Here is a 19081-nt window from a genome sequence, read left to right as displayed (position 1 = left end):
TTTTTGTTAGTGTGTTTTGCTGTGATTATTGAAAAACCACATTCTGACTGCTTGGCAGTGCTTGGAATTCACTAGCGAGCTTTTCACAATCAGTCATTATGGCATTTTCAAGACGTTCTTCTGCACGCCACCGCTGTTTATCCATTTTAAAAATTTCTTTTTTTGAATACTTTTTACGACTCTCATGGGTTGGCATATCTTTTACCTCTTCATACATCTGATATACCCCAGGATAGGTGTCTGATAATGAAACTTCTTTATCAAAGCTATACTGTGAGATAAGTACCCATATTCTTAAGCAGCCCTCAGAGTACTCACACTGCTTTTCTTTCATTGCGCGTGCAATCAGGTTAATACTATCTGCAAGCTTTGCATTACGTGTTTGACGTGCCTCTTTAAGCTTTGCTTGTTGCTCAACCTGCTTTTTTTCAATTTGTGCTTTTTGTGCTTTTAATTGCCAGAGCAGTTTACCCGCGTAAAAAGATAAACCGGCGATAATGGCTGCACCTATTATTATCGCGATCACCCAAGTTAATGCCATTACTTTTCCTCGTCATCATCTAGCCATTCATCGGCTAGGTCATTACTCATCAATGATGATAATGGATCATCTTCAATGACTTCTTGTTCTTCAAATTCATCATCGATACCTAACATTTCACAAAGCTGCTGGTGACGTGCTATTGAACGGTTGAAGAACTTTGCATCTTTACCTGTGAGTAATTCACCTCGCTCATGACGGTCTAATAAGGCCATTAAGCGTTCATCGTTTTCTAGCTGATTTAGCTCTTGCTCAGGTGTTAAAGTATCTTTGACTTTCTTTAACTCAACTTGCGGCGCTAGATGGCGTTGTAACTTAGGTTCTTCTATCGCTGGTTTTACGTGTTCTGATGTAAGTGCAATGGGCTTTTTACTACCGATACGCTTATCTCTGTTTTTATTGGCTTCAGAACTTGTAGTCTCTATTTTCGCTTCTTGAGCATTACGGGATCCTGGCTTGGCACCTTTATGCTTTTTAATACGCTGTTCTTTAAGAGCACGCAATTCACGTAGTTTATCTTTGCTCAATCTAGCCGGCCCATTGCTCGGCGCTACTTTACGGTTCTTTTTCTCTCTGGTCATAGTATTTCTTCACTCAACGCCTTTGGCGCGATAGGTTTAGTTAGGATAATGACATCACTGCCAATAAATTCGAGCTCGCAGCGATAGTGTGCTGCGATATATTTAAATGTCTTACGGCTAAAAAATGAGATATGGGTCATATCATTTTTATAGTGCCAATTTGCGAAACGATCCACGTCAATAACCAATTTGGTCATGACTGCCAGTGGTGCACCACTTTTTAATAGGGTGAATAGCTGTGTTAATATTTGCTGGGGGTGTGCTAGGTGCTCAATGACCTCAGTGCATGTAATAAAATCGTATGCGTCGTTGAATACAGACATATCGTTTGCGTAGTATAGGTCATACACAGCCATCTTATGGCCTGCTTCGGTGAACATTTTAGCCAGTAGTGGCCCAGGCCCACAGCCAAAGTCTAATCCGTTGCTTGTTGGTTTGAGCCGAGGGAGTAACGGTTCACTTACACGTGATAAAAAATGTCTATAGCCTAGATCCTCTAAGGCATTTTCGTGACTATCGTAAATTGCTTTTTCTTGTGCTGCACTGATGTGTTGGTGCGCGTCGACAAAAACTAAATCGCACTGTGAACACTGCCAGTAATCACGGCGTTTATCACTATAATAGTGGCTCACATTACTCGATGCGCATAAGTTGCAATTAGAGACCGGCTGCACGAAAAAACTCTTGGAAATAAATTAGGATGGGTATTGTAACAGTAATCAAACAATCCATAAATAAAAAGACGGTAGAGATGACTCTCTACCGTCTGCTAATCTGAGCGTCACAATCTGGACACTTCTCCCTTCGACTATTCAAGTCTTTGTTATTTTTATTATGTTGTCATCCGTTTTGTTTTTATTTTTACTTCCTTGCTTCTTTCCATATTGTTTTTATTATTAAACTTCCATGCATTTGTTATTGTCGGTCTTCTTTGACGCTTTATTGTTATTTCCTTTATGGTGATATCCATCCGATATCAATATTGTCACCTACGCTTCCTTATCGACTTGTCCCTTTTATTGTTTTGCCTTGGCGACAGCAATTAATCTACGCTTTATTGAATTAGTTACAACTAATTAATAACAAAATTCTTACTCTTGTTTATATGGGTAAGATTAAAATTATTTAATTACAATAATTTACAAAAAATAACAGAATGAAAATAAGTTAAAGCGCACAAGGTTGTATGGCAAATGTCTTACAAGGTTTTTGAGATATATCGTAGAGTGGCAGAAATCAAAAAAGGTAGCCGTTGGCTACCTTTTTTACACAAATACTATTTTTTATTAGTACATCAAAGTGTTGAATATAACTTTAGTCGCCACTGATTAGTGCAAGCCACCCAAGTATTTTGATAAAACTTCGATGTCTTTATCTGTGAGCTTTTTCGCAATATCGCCCATCATGCCATTCATGTCGTTGTTACGACTACCATCACGGAACTTTTCAAGCTGTGCTTTGATATATTCTGGATGTTGGAATGAAATCTTCGGGAATTTTGCAAGTGATGTACCATTACCACGAGGGCCATGACACGCGGCACATGACGGAATGCCTCGTTCTGCATCACCTGCGCGATATAGTTTTTGCCCCACTTCAATGACATCTTCTGGCGTTGTACCTGCACTCATGTTTAAAGTGGCGAAGTACGCAGCTAGGTCTTTCATGTCTTGATCTGATAATGGCATAGCCATTCCACTCATGACAGGATCCATACGACCTTCACTACCACCTGATGTCATACCAAGTTTAAATTCCTTTAATTGCTTATAGATATAATCGGCGTGCTGGCCCGCAATTTTTGGATAAATATTAACAGGTGCATTGCCATCTGGGCCGTGACACGCTGCACATGTTGCAGACTTTGCTTTACCCGCTTCGGCGTCGCCATCAAATGCTGTTGCGTTGCTTGCTGACAACGTACCAAGCAACACTGTTAAAGTTAATGCTATTTTTTTCATGGTAAATTCTCTGTTTCCGACCCTGTAATCCAAAACTCAGGCGACTCGAAAAGTACTTTTCGTGTAGCTTGAGTAAACAAACTCTATCTTTACATTGCAATTTTCATATTCTACACGATATTGAATTCTCTGGCACGTTTTCTACTCATATTAGACCTATAAATTATGAGGTTTTGACTTAGATTAAGTTTGTGCGGCACGAAATGACGGTTTTTATCATGCCCCAACACTAAATGTTTACTTTTGCGTAGCGACTATCTGATATAAACTATAGAAGTCATTGCTATTTTGTTTTTGTAGGAGAGCGCGTGCTCAAATCTCGTATTAAATATAACACTGCTAGTTTTATTACCAGTGCCCCTGATATTTCAAAGCTGCCTTTAGATGAAGGTATTGAAGTAGCTTTTGCTGGTCGCTCTAATGCGGGTAAGTCTAGTGCACTAAATGCATTAACGGATCAAAAATTAGCGCGCACGAGTAAAACCCCTGGACGGACGCAGTTAATAAACACTTTTGAGCTTGATGAGCAGAAGCGTTTAATTGATTTACCTGGCTATGGGTTTGCTAAGGTGCCTATCGAAATGAAGAAAAAGTGGCAGCGTTCTTTGGGTGAGTACTTACAAAAGCGTAAAAGCTTAAAGGGATTGGTAGTATTAATGGATATACGCCATCCTCTAAAAGATTTAGATATGGATCTGATCAATTGGGCTGTTGATAGCAAAATTCCAATCCTTGCGTTACTCACTAAAGCCGATAAGTTAAAACAAGGTAAGCGTAAAGCTGAAGTGCTACAAGTGCGCCGAAAGCTGGCTGAACTTGATGCCGATATTACGGTGCATGCATTTTCATCTCTAAAAGGGATTGGCTTGAATGAATTAGGCTGGAAGTTAGATGATTGGTATTTGGGGCCATTTGTAAAAGAAGAGCTAATACAAGACTAAGCATGATCTTAGTGGTCTCGGCGCGCGCCGTTACGTTAAGTTAAATAGTACTTTTTATTTGCTGAGAGAAGATAGGCCCCCTGTATATCTTGCTCAGCAACTTCAGCCCATTGATAGTAAACATTTCGCTGTATTCTCGCTGTGAGACCATGAGACAGCACCAAATAAGGTACTGGTTGCCCTTGATATTCTTTGATTTCTAGCGGGAATTGTTCACAGAGTGGCCAATGGCGTCCTAAGTTATCTTCACAAATAATGACCGAACCGATATCTACAGGGTGTGTGTGCCAAGCGGTAATTAAAAATGGCGCATCTTGCACGTTAATCTCACACTGTTCAGAAGGTGTGGTAAGGGTATAGGTGCCATTAGTGTAGTTTAATACCGATGCAAAAAGCTTAAGTAGGCCAATACGTGTGATCTCGCTGCCATGGTGGTACCACTTGGCTTGGCTATCAATCGAAATGTCTATTAATCCACAGGTGCCTGAATGCCACTGTTCGGTGGGCGCATGCGGCGTTGTTAGCGCCGCAATTAGATCATTTAGTGTGTGCATTAAAGACCAGGCTAAATGTGACAGGAACAGTGGTCGCGATGCGATCTAACCCAGCTACTTTTCTAAGCGCTTCAATGCCTTGAGTCAGCTCATGTGAGGCAGCATTAATTAATATTGTACGTACAGGGCTTACTTGTAGCTGGTTTTTGTGTTTATTAACAACCAAATCCATGATGAACGTTTGCTGCTGACCATGTAAGTCTAAAGTCGCTTTTACATTTTTTAGCTGCTGTGTGCCATTTTTCAATGACATTAAGTGTGTTGACACATCGGCACTGACATGGGCTTTTGGAAATTTTGCGACTTCAAAAAGCATCGTTTGCATACGTTGATTACGAATAGGGATCATCGATTCTACACTGCTCAGGTCGATGCTAACTTGTAATGTACCTTCCTTATCAATCTGGCCTTCGAGTTTATCAAAGTGATGATTTTCAGCGATTTGTGCTTTTTTAATAGACGTAAAGCTTAAGTCGCTTTTGCTATTATCCAGTTGCCATGTAGCGAATGCATTAGTAGAGAATATGCTCAGTGCGATCAGTAAAGGTTTTAACACTATGATGTCCTATTTCATAAAGAGGAAAGAACCATACTATCATGCAAGGATGGAGAGAGTGTGTAAAGTCGTTAAAAAACCTATGGTATGTCATAAATGTAGCAGAAAAACACGGCCCACCAATAGCAGTGAGCCGGTATAGCAATCTGGGGAGAAGCTATTAATACGGTGTATCCTCTTGCGAGAGATACATCATCAACAGGATGTCCTACAGGATGAGGACGCGCGCACTCTAACAAATAGTGCAATAGAAATAAATGCTTTCAGCAAATTTCGGGCCAAATTTATATTTAATATACATTCAGTTGTTTTTTTTAACTGTTTTTTTACGTTGGTAGCCTGTGTGGCTCATTATTAAAGGGTGTTCCTGTTTTGATCTTATTGTAATGTGGTAGGTTTTCGACTGGGTTATATTGGCTATTTTACACTTTTTGACATGAAACTAACGGGGAGCATTGCTTAAAATTGTTACATCAATACTGATAATGCTTTAAAATACGCCAGGGTAATAGTAGAAGCGGGTTGGCGTTCATGTCGTCATGAATGATAATCATAGTGTAGGTTTGCCAAGCTAGGCGAGGTCATTGTGTTGCAACAGGTTTGATAAATATATTTTTAACGATACACCTTCTAATAAAGAACAGAAAAATGATTGAAAGAGTAATAACTGAATGCTGTTGATGATAGATAACTATGATTCATTTACATACAACTTGGTGCAGTATTTTCAGCGTTTAGACCAAGAGGTGTTAGTCAAGCGCAATGATGAATTATCTATTGCAGAGATCAAAGCGTTAAATCCAAAGCATATTGTGTTGTCCCCTGGCCCTTGTACACCTGATGAGGCTGGGATATCGCTCAGTGTTGTTGAGCAGCTCAAAGGGGTGTATCCCATTTTGGGCATATGTTTAGGACATCAGAGCATTGCACAAGCATTGGGGGCTACAGTGCGCCGAGCGCGTCAAGTGATGCATGGCAAAACCAGCGTCATACGCCATGGTGATGAAGGGGTGTTTGCTGGGCTTCCAGATCCATTAACGGTGTGCCGATATCATTCATTAATTGTTGATAAATCCACATTACCTGACATGCTTAAAGTCACTGCATGGACAGTAGATGACTATAATGAGGTAGATGAAATCATGGGCCTATCTCATCATGATTTGGCACTGGAAGGGGTACAGTTTCACCCAGAAGCGATTTTGACTGAAGAAGGTTTAGCATTACTTGATAACTTTCTCGGGCGATTCTAAGCTATAAATTTAGCATGCTAAAAGCAAAATTATCCATATATGACTGAAGACACTAAGCAGGTAAGAATTGCTCAAGCTCTTGCGGAACGAGCACATGATTTATTGATTAGCCATAACTTTGCTCAGCAGCAAATTGGCTATATTCATACGCTTGAAATTAATTATGGCGAGAAAATAGCACAACGCACCATGCTAGAGGTGGAAATTGCGGCTGCGGAAAAACGTCAGCAAACCAGCACAAGTCATCATAAGTATATTGCAAAAGCGAGCATTCACTTACACCAAATAATTGAGTCTTCAATTGAATCACAAATCGCCGATATTGATAATATTTATCATGAAGTCGTTGGCATTCAAGATTCTGTGCCTACGATACTCGACTTATTAGCCGTAAAGTCAGCATCCATTGGCCGCTTAGAGCCATTAGTTAACGATTTACCTTGGTTGGGGCGAGATTTAGTATCATTGGTTAATTTACCTCAATACCGCAAGCAAAAGGGCACTGCAATCAAAGTAGATACGCCTGCTTTAGCGCTCAGATATTTGGGGCTAGAAAACTTACAGATGGTGATCCCAACGTTTGCTATGCGCCATTGGATGCCGCATTCAACAGAACCTTTCCCTCTGTTAAAGCGCAAATTACGTGATATGAGTATGTCAACGGCGATTGCAGCAAAGGAACTTGCACCTTTATATGGTGTTAAAGAGCAGCATGCGTTTACATTGGGGATGCTTGTTGATGCTGGGAAGATTGCACTTACGCGACTATATCTACATACTTTTGAAAAGGTTTGGCAAGAAAAAGTACGTATTGCGCGCGATAAAAGTCATAAAGATTTACACACAGCTTTACTGGAACTGGGTCCTGACCCTTTATTTTTAAGGCACCTATTGTTAGAACGCGCGCCCACTCTATCGCGTACGCTAATTGAAAAGATGGCATTTCGATATTTGCCCTTTCATGCCACTATGGAAGAATTTACAGCTGGCTATTTACCGACGACTACAAAGAATGTCACAGACCCTTTACCTCTGACAGAGGTTGTACGTAAAGCGCATGGCTACGCGCAATATTTATCATTAAAGGATAGCCAGCTTATTGAACCAGATGAAGCCCAAGTGTGGTTTTTGCATTTGGGCCTGTCGCAAGAAGAGCAAAAAATACTGGCTAAATGTGCTTTTCAGAGCCTGCAACTGACAATTTTATAAAAATTAAGCAAAGTTTTTTACGACTATTCATTCATGCCTGATTTTTGCCTACTCCCTACGATGACGTTATAGCTTATAGGATCGTTAAACTTTCCGGTAGATAGTTATTCACTGACGATGAAAGTTTACCCCAGCCCCTTGCATAATAGGGTCTGTGCGTAAGTCTTATAAGAGACTTTTGCCTGTTTTTCTGGAATAATAACCGAATGAATTTTGCACCATGTGATGATTTTTGAGCACATTAGCTATGAGGTTTCTTGCTTTTTAATCCACAATATAGCGTGCTGTACTCAACCAAATGAGGAAAAGAAATGACTATTAATCGTGAACTATTTGACCAAGTAATGGTACCTAATTACGCCCCATCAGCTGTTATTCCAGTGAAAGGCGAAGGCTCTCGAGTGTGGGATCAAGACGGACGTGAGTTCATCGACTTTGCCGGTGGTATTGCGGTAAATTGTTTAGGCCATTGTCATCCTGCTTTGGTGAGTGCGCTGAAAGAGCAAGGCGAAAAAATTTGGCATTTGTCTAACGTGATGACCAATGAACCATCACTGCGTTTAGCTAAAAAGCTGGTAAATGCGACATTTGCAGATAAAGTGTATTTCGCAAACTCAGGTGCTGAAGCAAATGAAGCAGCATTAAAGTTAGCTCGTCGCTTTGCACTTGATAATCATGGTGAACACAAGTCACAAATTATCTCATTTAATAAAGGTTTCCATGGCCGTACTTTCTTCACGGTAACAGTGGGTGGTCAAGCTGCATACTCAGATGGCTTTGGTCCTAAACCTGGTGATATTGCACATTGTGACTACAATGATTTGGCAGCATTCGAAGCGCTTATTTCAGATAACACTTGTGCGGTTATGATGGAACCTTTGCAAGGTGAAGGCGGTATTGTGTCTCCTAATGTTGATTTTGTAAAAGGTGTACGTGACCTGTGTTCTAAGCACAATGCGTTACTAATTTTTGATGAAGTGCAAACGGGTGTGGGCCGTACAGGCGATTTATACGCATACCAAGGTTTAGATGTGACACCGGATATTTTAACAACGGCTAAAGCGTTAGGCGGTGGTTTCCCAATTGGTGCAATGATAACGACAGCAGATATTGCAAAGCACCTGAAAATTGGTACACACGGTTCGACTTACGGCGGTAACCCATTAGCATGTGCTGTTGCTGAAGCTGCATTTGATACTGTTAATACCGAAGAAGTATTAAATGGTGTTAAAGCCAAAGAGTTACTATTCCGTGAACTATTAACTGCAATAAACGATAAGTATAACGTGTTCAGTGAAATTCGTGGTAAAGGTCTATTGCTAGGTGGCGTAGTGTCAGAGCAATATAAAGGTCGTGCTAAAGAATTTTTAGTGGCTGCAACGCAAGAAGGCGTTATGTCATTAGTTGCAGGTGCCGATGTGGTGCGTTTCACGCCATCACTTGTTATTCCTGAAACGGACATCCGCGAAGGTATGGCACGCTTTGAAAAAGCGGTAGCCAGTGTTGTTGCTAATAACGCCTAATTCTTATTGGGGCCGACTATATTTGGCCCCAGTTTAATGTCACGTGTTTTTATTTGAGGAGTAAGCGGGCTCATGATGATCCTTCGCCCAATCCAAAAAAGCGACTATCCAGCGCTTTTAAACATTGCTCATGAATCTGGGCATGGTTTTACTTCATTACCTATTAATGAAGAGCTTTTGCAGAAAAAAATTACGCGCTCAGAGGCGTCATTTGAAAAGCAAACGGATGTGCCTTCTGATGAAGGGTATTTGTTTGTCCTTGAAGATAGTGAAACCGGAGAAGTTGTAGGGACTAGTGCGATTGAAGCTGCGGTTGGTCTCGATGATGCTTTTTATCATTATCATTTGAGTAAGGTGATCCACTCTTCACGTACGCTTGATGTCTATAAAGCAGTGGATATTTTGACGCTTTGTAACGATTACACAGGTGCAACAGAATTATGTACTTTGTTTTTAAAAGGTGATTATCGTAAAGGCTTAAATGGTAAGCTGTTATCTAAATCACGTTTTATGTTTATAAAACAGCATCAAAAACGATTTGCCGATACCGTGATTGCTGAAATGCGTGGCGTATCTGACGACTCTGGACAAAGCCCATTTTGGCAGTGGCTAGAGGAGCATTTCTTTTCAATGGATTTCCCAACAGCTGATTATTTAACCGGCATAGGGCAAAAAGTTTTTATTGCAGAGTTAATGCCTAAGTACCCTATTTATGTCAACCTATTGAGTAAAGCTGCTCAAGAGGTGATAGGCCAAGTACATGATAATACTCGCCCAGCCATTGAATTATTGAAAAGTGAAGGCTTCACTTTTAATGGTTACGTGGATATTTTTGACGCCGGACCCACTGTTGAAGCAAAAGTCGACAATATTCGTACTGTGCGAGGTTCGCAGCAAAAGGTAGTTAAGGTTGGAAGTTACACAGGTGGTTTCCCTGTGATGATTGCCAATGATAAACTAGCCGGATATCGCGCAACGATTGCAGATCTTCATATTGATAGCGACAGCAATGAAGTTATCATTGGGGCTGACGTTGCTAATGCACTAAACATCGTTGATGGTGACACAGTCAGCATCGCAACACTCTAATTTGTAGGGACTAATTATGACAACACATCCTGCTCAATTAATTAATGGCGAATGGGTAGCTGGTCTAGGTGGTGAATTTAATTCAGTAAATCCAGCTAATAACGACGTGATATGGACTGCTAATGCTGCGTCAGCAGCACAAGTAGACACAGCGGTTAATTCTGCACGTCAAGCATTCTTTAGCTGGAGTGATTTAGACTTTTCAGAGCGTTTGGTCATCGTAAAGCGTTTTGCTGAAATACTTAAAGCAAATAGTGAAGAGCTTGCTGTTGCGATAGCACAAGAAACGGGCAAACCATTATGGGAAACGCGCACTGAAGCGGGTGCCATGGTAGGTAAAATTGCTATTTCTGAGAAAGCATATCAGGAAAGAACGGGCACAGTCGAAAACGCCATGCCAGTAGGGCGTGCTGTTATCCGCCATAAAGCACATGGTGTAGTGGCTGTATTTGGACCTTACAACTTCCCAGGTCATTTACCTAATGGCCACATAGTACCCGCGCTACTAGCAGGTAACACGGTGATTTTTAAACCGTCAGAGTTAACACCGCACGTTGCAGAGTTAACACTCAAGTTTTGGTTAGAAGCGGGTTTACCGGCCGGTGTGATCAACCTAGTACAAGGTGAAGTGGAAACAGGTAAAGCATTAGCATCTCATAAAGGGATAGATGGTTTGTTCTTTACTGGTTCTTCACGTACGGGGCATATTTTGCATGAGCAATACGCAGGTCAGCCAGGTAAAATCTTAGCGTTAGAAATGGGTGGAAATAATCCATTAATCGTTAAAGATGCGACAGACACAAAAGCGGTTGTGCACGACATTATTCAGTCTGCATTTATCTCTAGTGGTCAACGCTGTACGTGTGCGCGTAAGTTATTTTTACCAACAGGTGCGCAAGGTGATGAAATATTGGCACACCTTATTCGTGCAACTAAAGCCATTAAAGTGGGTAACTTTGATGCAGCTGATCAGCCTTTCATGGGGTCGATGATCTCATCACAGGCAGCTTCTGGTATGGTTGCAGCGCAACAACAGTTACTTGATTTGGGTGCAGAAGCACTCATTGAGCTAACGCATACTGAAGGGACTGGTTTTGTAACGCCGGGAATTTTAGAGTGCTCTAAGGTTATTGATTTCCCAGATGACGAGCATTTTGGTCCATTACTGAAAGTATTCCGTTTTGATGACTTTGATGCCGCAATAGAACAAGCAAATGATACAAGCTTTGGTTTATCAGCTGGCCTTCTAAGCGATAGCGAAGCTGATTATGACTATTTCTTACGTCGTATTCGTGCTGGTATTGTGAATTGGAACCGCCCAATTACGGGTGCTTCAAGCGCAGCTCCATTTGGTGGTATTGGTGCATCGGGTAACCACAGAGCAAGTGCATATTATGCCGCTGATTACTGTGCATACCCTGTTGCTTCAGTGGAGCTTGAAAAGGTTTCTCTGCCAGGTACTTTGAGCCCAGGCTTAAATATCGATTAAAGGTACTGGTAAGCTTGGTTGGCGGAATAAATTACCGTATTATCCAAGTCTTTAGAGTGATAAAAAGCAGCTTCGGCTGCTTTTTTGTCCTTGTCGACGCTACAAAAGTAGCAATAGACGTAAGTTTCTGCTTAAATCAATAGGAGATATCTTTGATAGAATCAGGTGAGCAAAGTATGGTGTTAGATAAGCACGGGTATGATGAACTAGTCATGTACTTAACGCAAAATTTAGCCTTATTTGAAAAGCCAGGAGAAATTATTCCTAGTGCACCAACGGTGATGGAGCTGATCGAAGATGTGATTGCTGAAAATGTGATCCGTATTTGTGAACAACACACAGAGTTAACGACAGAGCAGCGTAGCTTGATTGTGCGTGAAGTAGATGGCATTGTATATGACTTACAAGAAGTGCTATCTAGTGTTACCGATCAGCGCGTGACGCAAGAACAAAATGCATTCATCGAAGAGTTTGCTGGATTAGTGAAGAACTTGTTCGATTCAGCTGTTTAAGCAGACGCTGTAACTAGCAGCACATAATTTTTATAACACCGCCTGTAGGGCGGTGTTATGCTTTATAACGAGGTAGTAGTATGCAAGCAAGTGTTAAGTGGGTAGAAGGCGATACGTTTATCGGACGTTCAGAATCAGGACATAATGTGGTGTTTGATACGGGCTCAGACAGCGCAGCACCCAGCCCAATGGAGATGGTGTTAATGTCTGCGGGTTGTTGTTCTTCTGTTGATGTGGTGAGTATTCTAAGAAAAGCAAAACAACAAATCGAAAACGTTGAAGTAAAGTTGACCAGTGAGCGCGCAGAGTCTGCACCTAGAGTATTTACGAAAATGAATCTACACTTTGTGGTAACGGGCACTAATGTATCAGAGAAACACTTGGCTAGGGCGGTTCAATTGTCAGCTGAAAAGTATTGTTCTGTTGCGTTAATGCTTGATAAAGCAGTAGAAATTACGCATAGCCATGAAGTCATAGCAAGCGATGTAAAATAACACTTTTTCACAGTCCAATTTTCGTATAAAATCCGCGAACTTTTCGTTCTGCATCGCAGATTTACAGTTTATAGGTTGTCTATCGTGAACAAGCCCTTTGATAAAATTAAACTCCATGGCTTTAACAACTTAACTAAGAGTTTAAGCTTTAGTATTTACGATATTTGTTATGCTAAAACAGAGCAACAGCGTAAAGAATATTTAGAGTATATTGATGAGCAATATAGTGCTGATCGATTAACTGATATTTTAAAAGACGTCGTAGATATTATTGGTGCGAATGTGCTGAATATAGCTCGCCAAGATTATGATCCTCAAGGGGCCAGTGTAACTATATTGGTTTCGGAAGAGCCAGTAGAGCAGCAGACTTTCGATAGCAATGAAACACCCGGACCTTTACCTGAATCTGTGGTCGCGCATTTAGATAAAAGTCACATCTGTGTGCATACTTACCCAGAAGCGCACCCAAATGACGGCATATGCACGTTTAGAGCGGATATTGAAGTGTCGACCTGTGGTGTTATTTCACCACTAAAAGCGCTGAACTTTTTAATTCACTCTTTAGAGTCTGATGTGGTTACTATTGATTATCGTGTACGCGGTTTTACTCGAGATATCAGTGGTGTGAAGCATTACATTGATCATGCGATTCACTCAATTCAAAATTACATGAGCGAAGATACCAAAGAGGCATACCAAATGGTCGATGTGAACGTATATCAAGAGAACCTCTTTCACACCAAAATGATGCTCAAAGAAACCGATCTTAATACGTATTTGTTTGGTATTACGACCGATGATTTAAGCAGTGAAGAAGAAGGAGAGATCCGCACTCGTTTGAACCGTGAAATTCAAGAAGTATTTTATGGTCGTAACTTACCTGACGTAGAATAAGCGTTAGGTACGGACTCACTGTGTGATTCATAGAAAAAGCGCTCATTAGATAGAGCGCTTTTTTATTGTAACTTTACAGTTGGTAGCTAAAGGTTAGCCCTGCAACACGCGGTTCGCCATATTGTACAAACGTTTCAGTTGTATAATCCTTTAATGCATTATTACCAAACCTAAATCCTCTTACCGGGACATCCCGGTCTGCTAAGTTGCGCCCCCATGCAGTCAGTGTCCAATTCTCACCATAATAACTGAGACTTGCATTGAGTAAGTTTTGGCTATCAGCTTGGGCATTGTGACTATCTGAGTGATAATAGTCATCTTTACCTTCGATACCAATTTGACCTTCTAGGTTATCGCTAAAGAAATAGTTAGCTCGAATGGCATATTGATACCGTGGCGCTTGCGCCTGCTCTCTACCATTTTGATCTATGCCGCTTTGCGTCACAAAGTCTTCAATTTTCGTATCAAGATAACTGGCACTATAGGTAAAGCTTAAGCTGTCAGTGTATTGCAAGCTACCTTCTAGCTCTAAACCGTAATTACGTCCTTGACTTGCATTGGCAATATAGCCGGTAAATTGCTGATCTTGTACTTGCCATGCTTTGAGTTGCATGTCATCACGATGCATATAAAATGCACTTAAGCTTAATATATGACGCTTATCTTCAGATTGTCCTTTTACGCCAAACTCTGTATTCCAAAGGTATTCAGGTGCAAACGTAAAGTTGTCTGCGGGAATACTTAACCCTTCGTCATTTGCCTTAGCAAGCGCTTCGCCATTGACTCCCCCGATTTTATAACCACGTGATAAACTAGTGTAAATCATGGTACGTGGTACCACTTGGTATTCTAGTGCGACCTTTGCGCCCCACATGGTGTCATCGGCTTTATTGGTGATCTGATTATTATCAAAGTAATCTGTACTATAGCGCTCTGCACGAATACCCGTGATCAGTGACAGGTTGCCAGCAATGGCTGTGATCTTTTGGCCATATAACGCAATTTGACTCACACTATTATGAGAGTTAAAAGGGTTATCGTTATATGTATATACTCGGGTAAGATCTACGTCTCGACGTTGTGCAAATAACCCTGTTACCCAATCATTATTTTTACCTGATAGTTTAAATTCAAAGGTACCGCGCTGATGATCGCGAGCGTAGCTGTCTTTTGAGGTATAACTGTATGGGTGCAGGCCTGGTGCGCATAATATTGGTTGTGCTGTATCATTACAGACCCAATCTTCATCATAACTGTAGAGCGTGTCAGCATTTAAATGCGTGGTAGTAATGTCTAAATTAAACAGTTCGCTGCCACTATATTGTGCACTCAGTGCGACGGCATTACTTTTCTGGTTATCTTTTCCTGGTGCATCGGCCACACTATTACGGCTGTTATCGAGTGTGAAACCATCATAGCCGTTATCAATGTCGATGTTGTGTGCAACCAGTTCTGTCTTTAGAGTATCACTCCAGAGCGTGTGAACTTTTAAACGCGCCACTTGTTCATCTTGTTGGTTGGTTGGGTCGTTAGCATAGAGCGTTTCAACATAGCCGTCTGAGCGTTTCTTGAAAAAGCTAGCTCTAGCTGAAGTATCATCGCTAATCGCTGTGCCCGCGGCTATTCCAGCTTCTTTACCATTATAATTGCTTGCGCCTAACTTTAGATTTAGCGCATGCTCTGTCGTTGGCATATTTGATTGCATGTCAATCATGCCTGCCATGGCGTCAGCGCCAAAACGTGTACCTTGAGGGCCACGATATATAGCTACTTGATCAATATCAAATAATAGTGCACTACCACCAAGCCCTGAATAATTAATGCCATCAATCAACAGACCAACACTCGGAGTGATGGGGTCAACAAATTGAGAGCGTAAGCCGACACCGCGGATCTGAATAAAGCGGCCACGAGATGCGCCTGCGGTAAAGTTCACATTGGCTGCGTTATTGAGAATTTCATCTAAATATGCTGCCCCCCGTGCGTTTACGGTTTTTTGATCAAATACCGACGCACTGGCACTGAGTGTAAGTATGCGTTCTTTATGAAAGTCACCTGTGACTTCGATTGTTTCGATAGATTTATCATCAGCAAAAGCAGGCTGTGAAATTAATCCGAGTAATGCTGTAGCAAGGCAAGAGAGTTTTAGCTTATTCATATTTTTAAGTGGTTCCGTGTTAATTGGCCACATTTTAGCAAATGACTAGCAACTTAGAATCATTATCATCTAGAAATATGCTATAAAATGCGGAAATAGCTATTTTGGAGGTCGACAGTGACATTTTCGGTAGATTTAAAAGTACGTGATTATGAGTGTGATTTACAGGGAATAGTGAACAACAGTGTGTACTTTAATTATTTAGAGCATGCTCGACATGAATTTTTACTGTCTAAAGGGGTGGACTTTGCTGAGCTGGCTGCCCGTAATGTTAACTTAGTCGTGATCCGGTCTGAGGTTGATTATAAAAGCTCACTAAAACCCGGAGACATATTTTCTGTTGAGGTAAAGGCGGAACGTGTGAGTAAATTAAAATCTCATTTTTTACAGAAAATTGTGCGCAAAGCAGATGGCAAATTGATGCTTAACGCGGTGATCACCTGGACGTCGGTGAATAAACACAGTCGACCGTACCTAGCAGAGGAAATAAGCTGCCTTTTTGATTAACGTTAAGTGTTTTAGTGAGAAAAAGTCGGTTTTTTCCATCATTAGCATCTGATATCGGTGTATAATTGACGTAATTCAATTTTATTTGGTTTACCATGAAAATCAGCATGTTTTTATGCGCATTGGGCGCTTTTTTGGTTGGATGTTCATTAACGGGGACTGTAAATCGTGAGCAACTAAAATATACACAGTGGCAGCTTACGCATATAGGGCAAGATGTTATTGTCGACTCGTCTGTATCTTTACGCTTTATTGAAGCAATGCAAGTAAACGGATTTTCGGGGTGTAATCGTTTCTTTGGTTTGGGCAAAATCGAAGAGGGCCAACTCTTTGTGCGTGACATGGGCATGACCAGAAAGTTGTGTGATGAACCCGTGAACAAGGTTGAGCAAATGCTATTGAATATGCTAGAAATTGGTGTACCTGCAAAAATAGAAAAGGGCACATTGATTTTTAGTGGACAGCCACGTTTAACGTTTAAATCTATCATTTCAGTTGCAGGCTGAGCACATCTTAAGTAGACTCAATTCTAATTCGTTACTTGTCGGAGTGCCCTTTGGGCTGAGATCGCATTCGTGCGGGATCCGTGAACCTGATCAGGCTAACACCTGCGTAGGGAACAAGCTGCCTAAATTACAAACGTACTGTTTGTAGGCTGCCATAAATTATCACATTGTTTAAGTGTTGTAATTTAGATCTTCTGAGGGCAACCTCATCTCGCTCCTTTATTGGAGTTCTGACAAGACACCTTAACTAATAATGAGGCAAGTCATGTCAAACAATAGTAGCAAGCCGTCCCGTCGTGAAACTCGTGCAGCAGCATCTGAGTATATTTACAACTTAACCGGCCAACCTTTTCCTAGTTCTCACAAAGTATACGTTGATGGCGATGCACCTGGTGTGCGCGTTGGTATGCGTGAAATCACTCAAACAGATAGTTTTGTTGGCGGCACAGAAGAAAACCCTGTGTATGAAAAAAATGAGCCAATTCGAGTGTATGACACGTCAGGCCCTTACACAGATCCAGATTTTGAATTAAATGTGCGAGAGGGACTACCAAAGTTTAGGCAAGCTTGGATAGACGCGCGTGAAGATACACAGTGGCTCGAGTCAGTGACTTCACAGTTCTCACAGCAGCGTATGGCTGATGAAGGGCTTGATCACTTACGCTTTGAGCATTTGCCAAAAATTCGCTGTGCAAAGCCGGGTAAAAACGTCACACAGATGTACTATGCACGACAAGGCATAGTGACGCCTGAAATGGAATATGTTGCGATCCGCGAGAACATGGGCCGTGCAAAACTACGTGAAGAGATTTTGGCTGAACAGCACAAAGGCAACTCGTTCGGTGCGTCAATTCCTGAGTTTATTACCCCTGAATTTGTTCGCGATGAAATAGCGCGTGGTCGTGCTATTTTGCCAAATAACATCAATCACCCTGAATCAGAGCCGATGATTGTTGGCCGTAACTTTTTGGTTAAAGTAAACGCCAATATAGGTAATTCTTCGGTAACTTCATCAATTGAAGAAGAAGTTGAAAAGCTAGTTTGGTCTACGCGTTGGGGCGCAGATACGGTGATGGATCTCTCTACAGGGCGCTATATCCATGAAACACGTGAATGGGTTGTACGTAATTCACCTGTACCAATCGGGACCGTACCTATCTACCAGGCGCTGGAAAAAGTCAATGGTGTTGCAGAAGATCTTACGTGGGAAATTTTCCGTGACACTTTGATTGAACAAGCAGAGCAGGGTGTGGATTACTTTACGATTCATGCGGGCGTATTGTTGCGTTATGTCCCAATGACGGCAAAGCGTGTGACGGGGATCGTGTCACGTGGTGGCTCTATCATGGCGAAGTGGTGTTTAGCGCATCACAAAGAAAACTTCTTATACACCCACTTTGAAGATATCTGTGAAATTATGAAGCAGTATGATGTGTGTTTTTCTTTAGGTGATGGTTTGCGTCCAGGTTCGATTGCTGATGCTAACGATGATGCACAATTTTCAGAGCTACGGACATTGGGTGAGCTGACTCAATTGGCTTGGAAACATGACGTACAGGTGTTTATTGAAGGGCCAGGTCACGTACCAATGCACATGATTGAAGAAAACATGAAAGAGCAGTTAGAGCACTGTCATGAAGCCCCATTTTATACCTTAGGCCCTTTGACCACGGATATTGCACCTGGTTATGACCACTTTACCTCAGGGATTGGTGCTGCACAAATCGCTTGGTATGGTTGTGCGATGTTATGTTATGTAACACCAAAAGAGCACCTAGGCTTACCGAATAAAGAAGATGTCAAAGAAGGTTTGATCACCTACAAGATCGCAGCACATGCGGCGGATTTGGCAAAAGGTCACCCTGGTGCACAAGTGCGCGATAATGCCTTATCGAAAGCGCGTTTTGAGTTCCGTTGGTATGATCAGTTTAACCTAGGTTTAGACCCAGATCGTGCACGTGAATATCATGATGAAACCTTGCCACAAGAATCTGGCAAAGTTGCACACTTTTGTTCTATGTGTGGACCTAAGTTCTGTTCAATGAAAATTACCCAAGAAGTGCGAGATTACGCTAAAGATTTAGAGTCACGAGGTATTGACCCAAATAACGTGGGTGACGCCATTGAAATAAAAATGGTGGACGTGGAGGCTGAAATGAAAGCTAAATCAGAAGAGTTTAAAAGTACCGGCTCAGAGATTTATCATAAAGCTGTCTAATGTGAAGCGCTTGAGGTGAGGAGTCACACCTCCTCATTATTAACCAATGGCAAGCGAGTACATGTAATGTGCTAACTTGCCTACGGTATACCACA

Annotated in this window: 19 protein-coding genes and 1 riboswitch; of the genes, 12 read left to right on the top strand and 7 right to left on the bottom strand. The window is 41.5% G+C overall.

Annotation, left to right across the window (positions count from 1 at the left end):
* Window positions 1-25: 25 nt before the first annotated feature.
* From CWC18_RS01915 to CWC18_RS01900, 4 genes are all read right to left on the bottom strand, one after another.
* A complete protein-coding gene (locus tag CWC18_RS01915) occupies window positions 26-541 on the bottom strand; it encodes a DUF2489 domain-containing protein (protein ID WP_138674608.1) in 516 nt (171 codons plus the stop codon).
* Complete coding sequence (yihI, locus tag CWC18_RS01910) at window positions 541-1122, bottom strand: Der GTPase-activating protein YihI (RefSeq protein WP_138592454.1); 582 nt, start codon at window positions 1120-1122, stop codon at window positions 541-543. The genes CWC18_RS01915 and yihI overlap by 1 nt, the downstream gene beginning before the upstream one ends.
* Complete coding sequence (locus CWC18_RS01905; RefSeq protein WP_138592453.1) at window positions 1119-1796, bottom strand: class I SAM-dependent methyltransferase; 678 nt, start codon at window positions 1794-1796, stop codon at window positions 1119-1121. Before CWC18_RS01905 ends, yihI begins: the two co-directional genes overlap by 4 nt.
* A 654-nt stretch (window positions 1797-2450) precedes the next feature.
* Window positions 2451-3083, bottom strand: coding sequence for a c-type cytochrome (locus tag CWC18_RS01900; RefSeq protein ID WP_138592452.1), 633 nt, complete (start codon window positions 3081-3083; stop codon window positions 2451-2453).
* A gap of 308 nt (window positions 3084-3391) precedes the next feature.
* Here CWC18_RS01900 and yihA point away from each other — a divergent pair, with 308 nt between their 5' ends.
* The gene (gene yihA, locus CWC18_RS01895; RefSeq protein WP_138592451.1) at window positions 3392-4024 is read left to right on the top strand and encodes a ribosome biogenesis GTP-binding protein YihA/YsxC; all 633 of its coding nucleotides are present in this window, start codon (window positions 3392-3394) and stop codon (window positions 4022-4024) included.
* A gap of 35 nt (window positions 4025-4059) precedes the next feature.
* On the opposite strand, the gene CWC18_RS01890 is transcribed toward yihA, so the two are convergent.
* Together CWC18_RS01890 and CWC18_RS01885 are read right to left on the bottom strand one after the other, a co-directional pair.
* Window positions 4060-4578, bottom strand: coding sequence for a DUF1285 domain-containing protein (locus tag CWC18_RS01890; RefSeq protein ID WP_138592450.1), 519 nt, complete (start codon window positions 4576-4578; stop codon window positions 4060-4062).
* A complete protein-coding gene (locus tag CWC18_RS01885) occupies window positions 4562-5134 on the bottom strand; it encodes a YceI family protein (protein WP_138592449.1) in 573 nt (190 codons plus the stop codon). The genes CWC18_RS01890 and CWC18_RS01885 overlap by 17 nt, the downstream gene beginning before the upstream one ends.
* 671 nt (window positions 5135-5805) lie before the next feature.
* Between CWC18_RS01885 and CWC18_RS01880 the strand changes: the two genes are divergently transcribed.
* The 8 genes from CWC18_RS01880 to speD all read left to right on the top strand — a co-directional run bounded on the left by CWC18_RS01880 (window position 5806) and on the right by speD (window position 13597).
* Entirely contained in the window at window positions 5806-6387 is a 582-nt protein-coding gene (locus CWC18_RS01880; protein WP_138592448.1) for an anthranilate synthase component II, read from the top strand.
* A gap of 39 nt (window positions 6388-6426) precedes the next feature.
* On the top strand, window positions 6427-7596 hold the full coding sequence (locus CWC18_RS01875) for an HDOD domain-containing protein (RefSeq protein WP_138592447.1): 1170 nt from the start codon (window positions 6427-6429) through the stop codon (window positions 7594-7596).
* 311 nt (window positions 7597-7907) lie between these two features.
* The gene (locus tag CWC18_RS01870; RefSeq protein WP_138592446.1) at window positions 7908-9119 is read left to right on the top strand and encodes an aspartate aminotransferase family protein; all 1212 of its coding nucleotides are present in this window, start codon (window positions 7908-7910) and stop codon (window positions 9117-9119) included.
* Between the two features lie 72 nt (window positions 9120-9191).
* On the top strand, window positions 9192-10208 hold the full coding sequence (gene astA, locus CWC18_RS01865) for an arginine N-succinyltransferase (RefSeq protein ID WP_138592445.1): 1017 nt from the start codon (window positions 9192-9194) through the stop codon (window positions 10206-10208).
* A gap of 16 nt (window positions 10209-10224) precedes the next feature.
* Window positions 10225-11697, top strand: coding sequence for a succinylglutamate-semialdehyde dehydrogenase (gene astD / locus CWC18_RS01860; protein WP_138592444.1), 1473 nt, complete (start codon window positions 10225-10227; stop codon window positions 11695-11697).
* 176 nt (window positions 11698-11873) lie between these two features.
* Window positions 11874-12209 (top strand): DUF3802 family protein, encoded by a 336-nt coding sequence (locus CWC18_RS01855; RefSeq protein WP_119860070.1) that lies wholly within the window; start codon window positions 11874-11876, stop codon window positions 12207-12209.
* An 80-nt stretch (window positions 12210-12289) separates the two neighbouring features.
* Window positions 12290-12703 carry an OsmC family protein gene (locus CWC18_RS01850; RefSeq protein WP_138592443.1) on the top strand — a complete coding sequence of 138 codons (414 nt, stop codon included), beginning with the start codon at window positions 12290-12292 and terminating at the stop codon, window positions 12701-12703.
* A gap of 84 nt (window positions 12704-12787) precedes the next feature.
* Entirely contained in the window at window positions 12788-13597 is an 810-nt protein-coding gene (speD, locus tag CWC18_RS01845) for an adenosylmethionine decarboxylase (RefSeq protein WP_138592442.1), read from the top strand.
* A 73-nt stretch (window positions 13598-13670) separates the two neighbouring features.
* On the opposite strand, the gene CWC18_RS01840 is transcribed toward speD, so the two are convergent.
* Window positions 13671-15755: a TonB-dependent receptor gene (locus CWC18_RS01840; protein ID WP_138592441.1), complete on the bottom strand. Its 2085-nt coding sequence runs from the start codon at window positions 15753-15755 to the stop codon at window positions 13671-13673.
* 117 nt (window positions 15756-15872) lie between these two features.
* Here CWC18_RS01840 and CWC18_RS01835 point away from each other — a divergent pair, with 117 nt between their 5' ends.
* The 3 genes from CWC18_RS01835 to thiC all read left to right on the top strand — a co-directional run bounded on the left by CWC18_RS01835 (window position 15873) and on the right by thiC (window position 18986).
* Window positions 15873-16262 carry an acyl-CoA thioesterase gene (locus CWC18_RS01835; RefSeq protein ID WP_138592440.1) on the top strand — a complete coding sequence of 130 codons (390 nt, stop codon included), beginning with the start codon at window positions 15873-15875 and terminating at the stop codon, window positions 16260-16262.
* Between the two features lie 95 nt (window positions 16263-16357).
* Window positions 16358-16768, top strand: coding sequence for an META domain-containing protein (locus CWC18_RS01830; RefSeq protein WP_138592439.1), 411 nt, complete (start codon window positions 16358-16360; stop codon window positions 16766-16768).
* Between the two features lie 29 nt (window positions 16769-16797).
* A riboswitch (TPP riboswitch) is annotated at window positions 16798-16898 on the top strand.
* Window positions 16899-17033: 135 nt separating this feature from the next.
* Window positions 17034-18986, top strand: a complete 1953-nt coding sequence (gene thiC, locus CWC18_RS01825) for a phosphomethylpyrimidine synthase ThiC (protein WP_138592438.1) — start codon at window positions 17034-17036, stop codon at window positions 18984-18986.
* The last annotated feature ends 95 nt before the right edge of the window (window positions 18987-19081 follow it).

This window comes from Pseudoalteromonas aurantia (assembly GCF_005886875.1).
Taxonomy (GTDB): Bacteria; Pseudomonadota; Gammaproteobacteria; order Enterobacterales; family Alteromonadaceae; genus Pseudoalteromonas; species Pseudoalteromonas aurantia_A.
The sequence above is the reverse complement of the archived record's forward strand: the minus strand, read 5'-3'. Positions and strand labels throughout refer to the sequence as shown.

What these genes read in the sequence shown, in the direction of transcription:
- CWC18_RS01915 (WP_138674608.1), bottom strand. Translation starts at nt 541, where the DNA reads ATGGCATTAACTTGGGTGATCGCGATAATAATAGGTGCAGCCATTATC.
- yihI (WP_138592454.1), bottom strand. Translation starts at nt 1,122, where the DNA reads ATGACCAGAGAGAAAAAGAACCGTAAAGTAGCGCCGAGCAATGGGCCG.
- CWC18_RS01900 (WP_138592452.1), bottom strand. Translation starts at nt 3,083, where the DNA reads ATGAAAAAAATAGCATTAACTTTAACAGTGTTGCTTGGTACGTTGTCA.
- CWC18_RS01890 (WP_138592450.1), bottom strand. Translation starts at nt 4,578, where the DNA reads ATGCACACACTAAATGATCTAATTGCGGCGCTAACAACGCCGCATGCG.
- CWC18_RS01880 (WP_138592448.1), top strand. Translation starts at nt 5,806, where the DNA reads ATGCTGTTGATGATAGATAACTATGATTCATTTACATACAACTTGGTG.
- CWC18_RS01875 (WP_138592447.1), top strand. Translation starts at nt 6,427, where the DNA reads ATGACTGAAGACACTAAGCAGGTAAGAATTGCTCAAGCTCTTGCGGAA.
- CWC18_RS01870 (WP_138592446.1), top strand. Translation starts at nt 7,908, where the DNA reads ATGACTATTAATCGTGAACTATTTGACCAAGTAATGGTACCTAATTAC.
- astA (WP_138592445.1), top strand. Translation starts at nt 9,192, where the DNA reads ATGATGATCCTTCGCCCAATCCAAAAAAGCGACTATCCAGCGCTTTTA.
- astD (WP_138592444.1), top strand. Translation starts at nt 10,225, where the DNA reads ATGACAACACATCCTGCTCAATTAATTAATGGCGAATGGGTAGCTGGT.
- CWC18_RS01855 (WP_119860070.1), top strand. Translation starts at nt 11,874, where the DNA reads ATGGTGTTAGATAAGCACGGGTATGATGAACTAGTCATGTACTTAACG.
- CWC18_RS01850 (WP_138592443.1), top strand. Translation starts at nt 12,290, where the DNA reads ATGCAAGCAAGTGTTAAGTGGGTAGAAGGCGATACGTTTATCGGACGT.
- CWC18_RS01840 (WP_138592441.1), bottom strand. Translation starts at nt 15,755, where the DNA reads ATGAATAAGCTAAAACTCTCTTGCCTTGCTACAGCATTACTCGGATTA.
- CWC18_RS01830 (WP_138592439.1), top strand. Translation starts at nt 16,358, where the DNA reads ATGAAAATCAGCATGTTTTTATGCGCATTGGGCGCTTTTTTGGTTGGA.
- thiC (WP_138592438.1), top strand. Translation starts at nt 17,034, where the DNA reads ATGTCAAACAATAGTAGCAAGCCGTCCCGTCGTGAAACTCGTGCAGCA.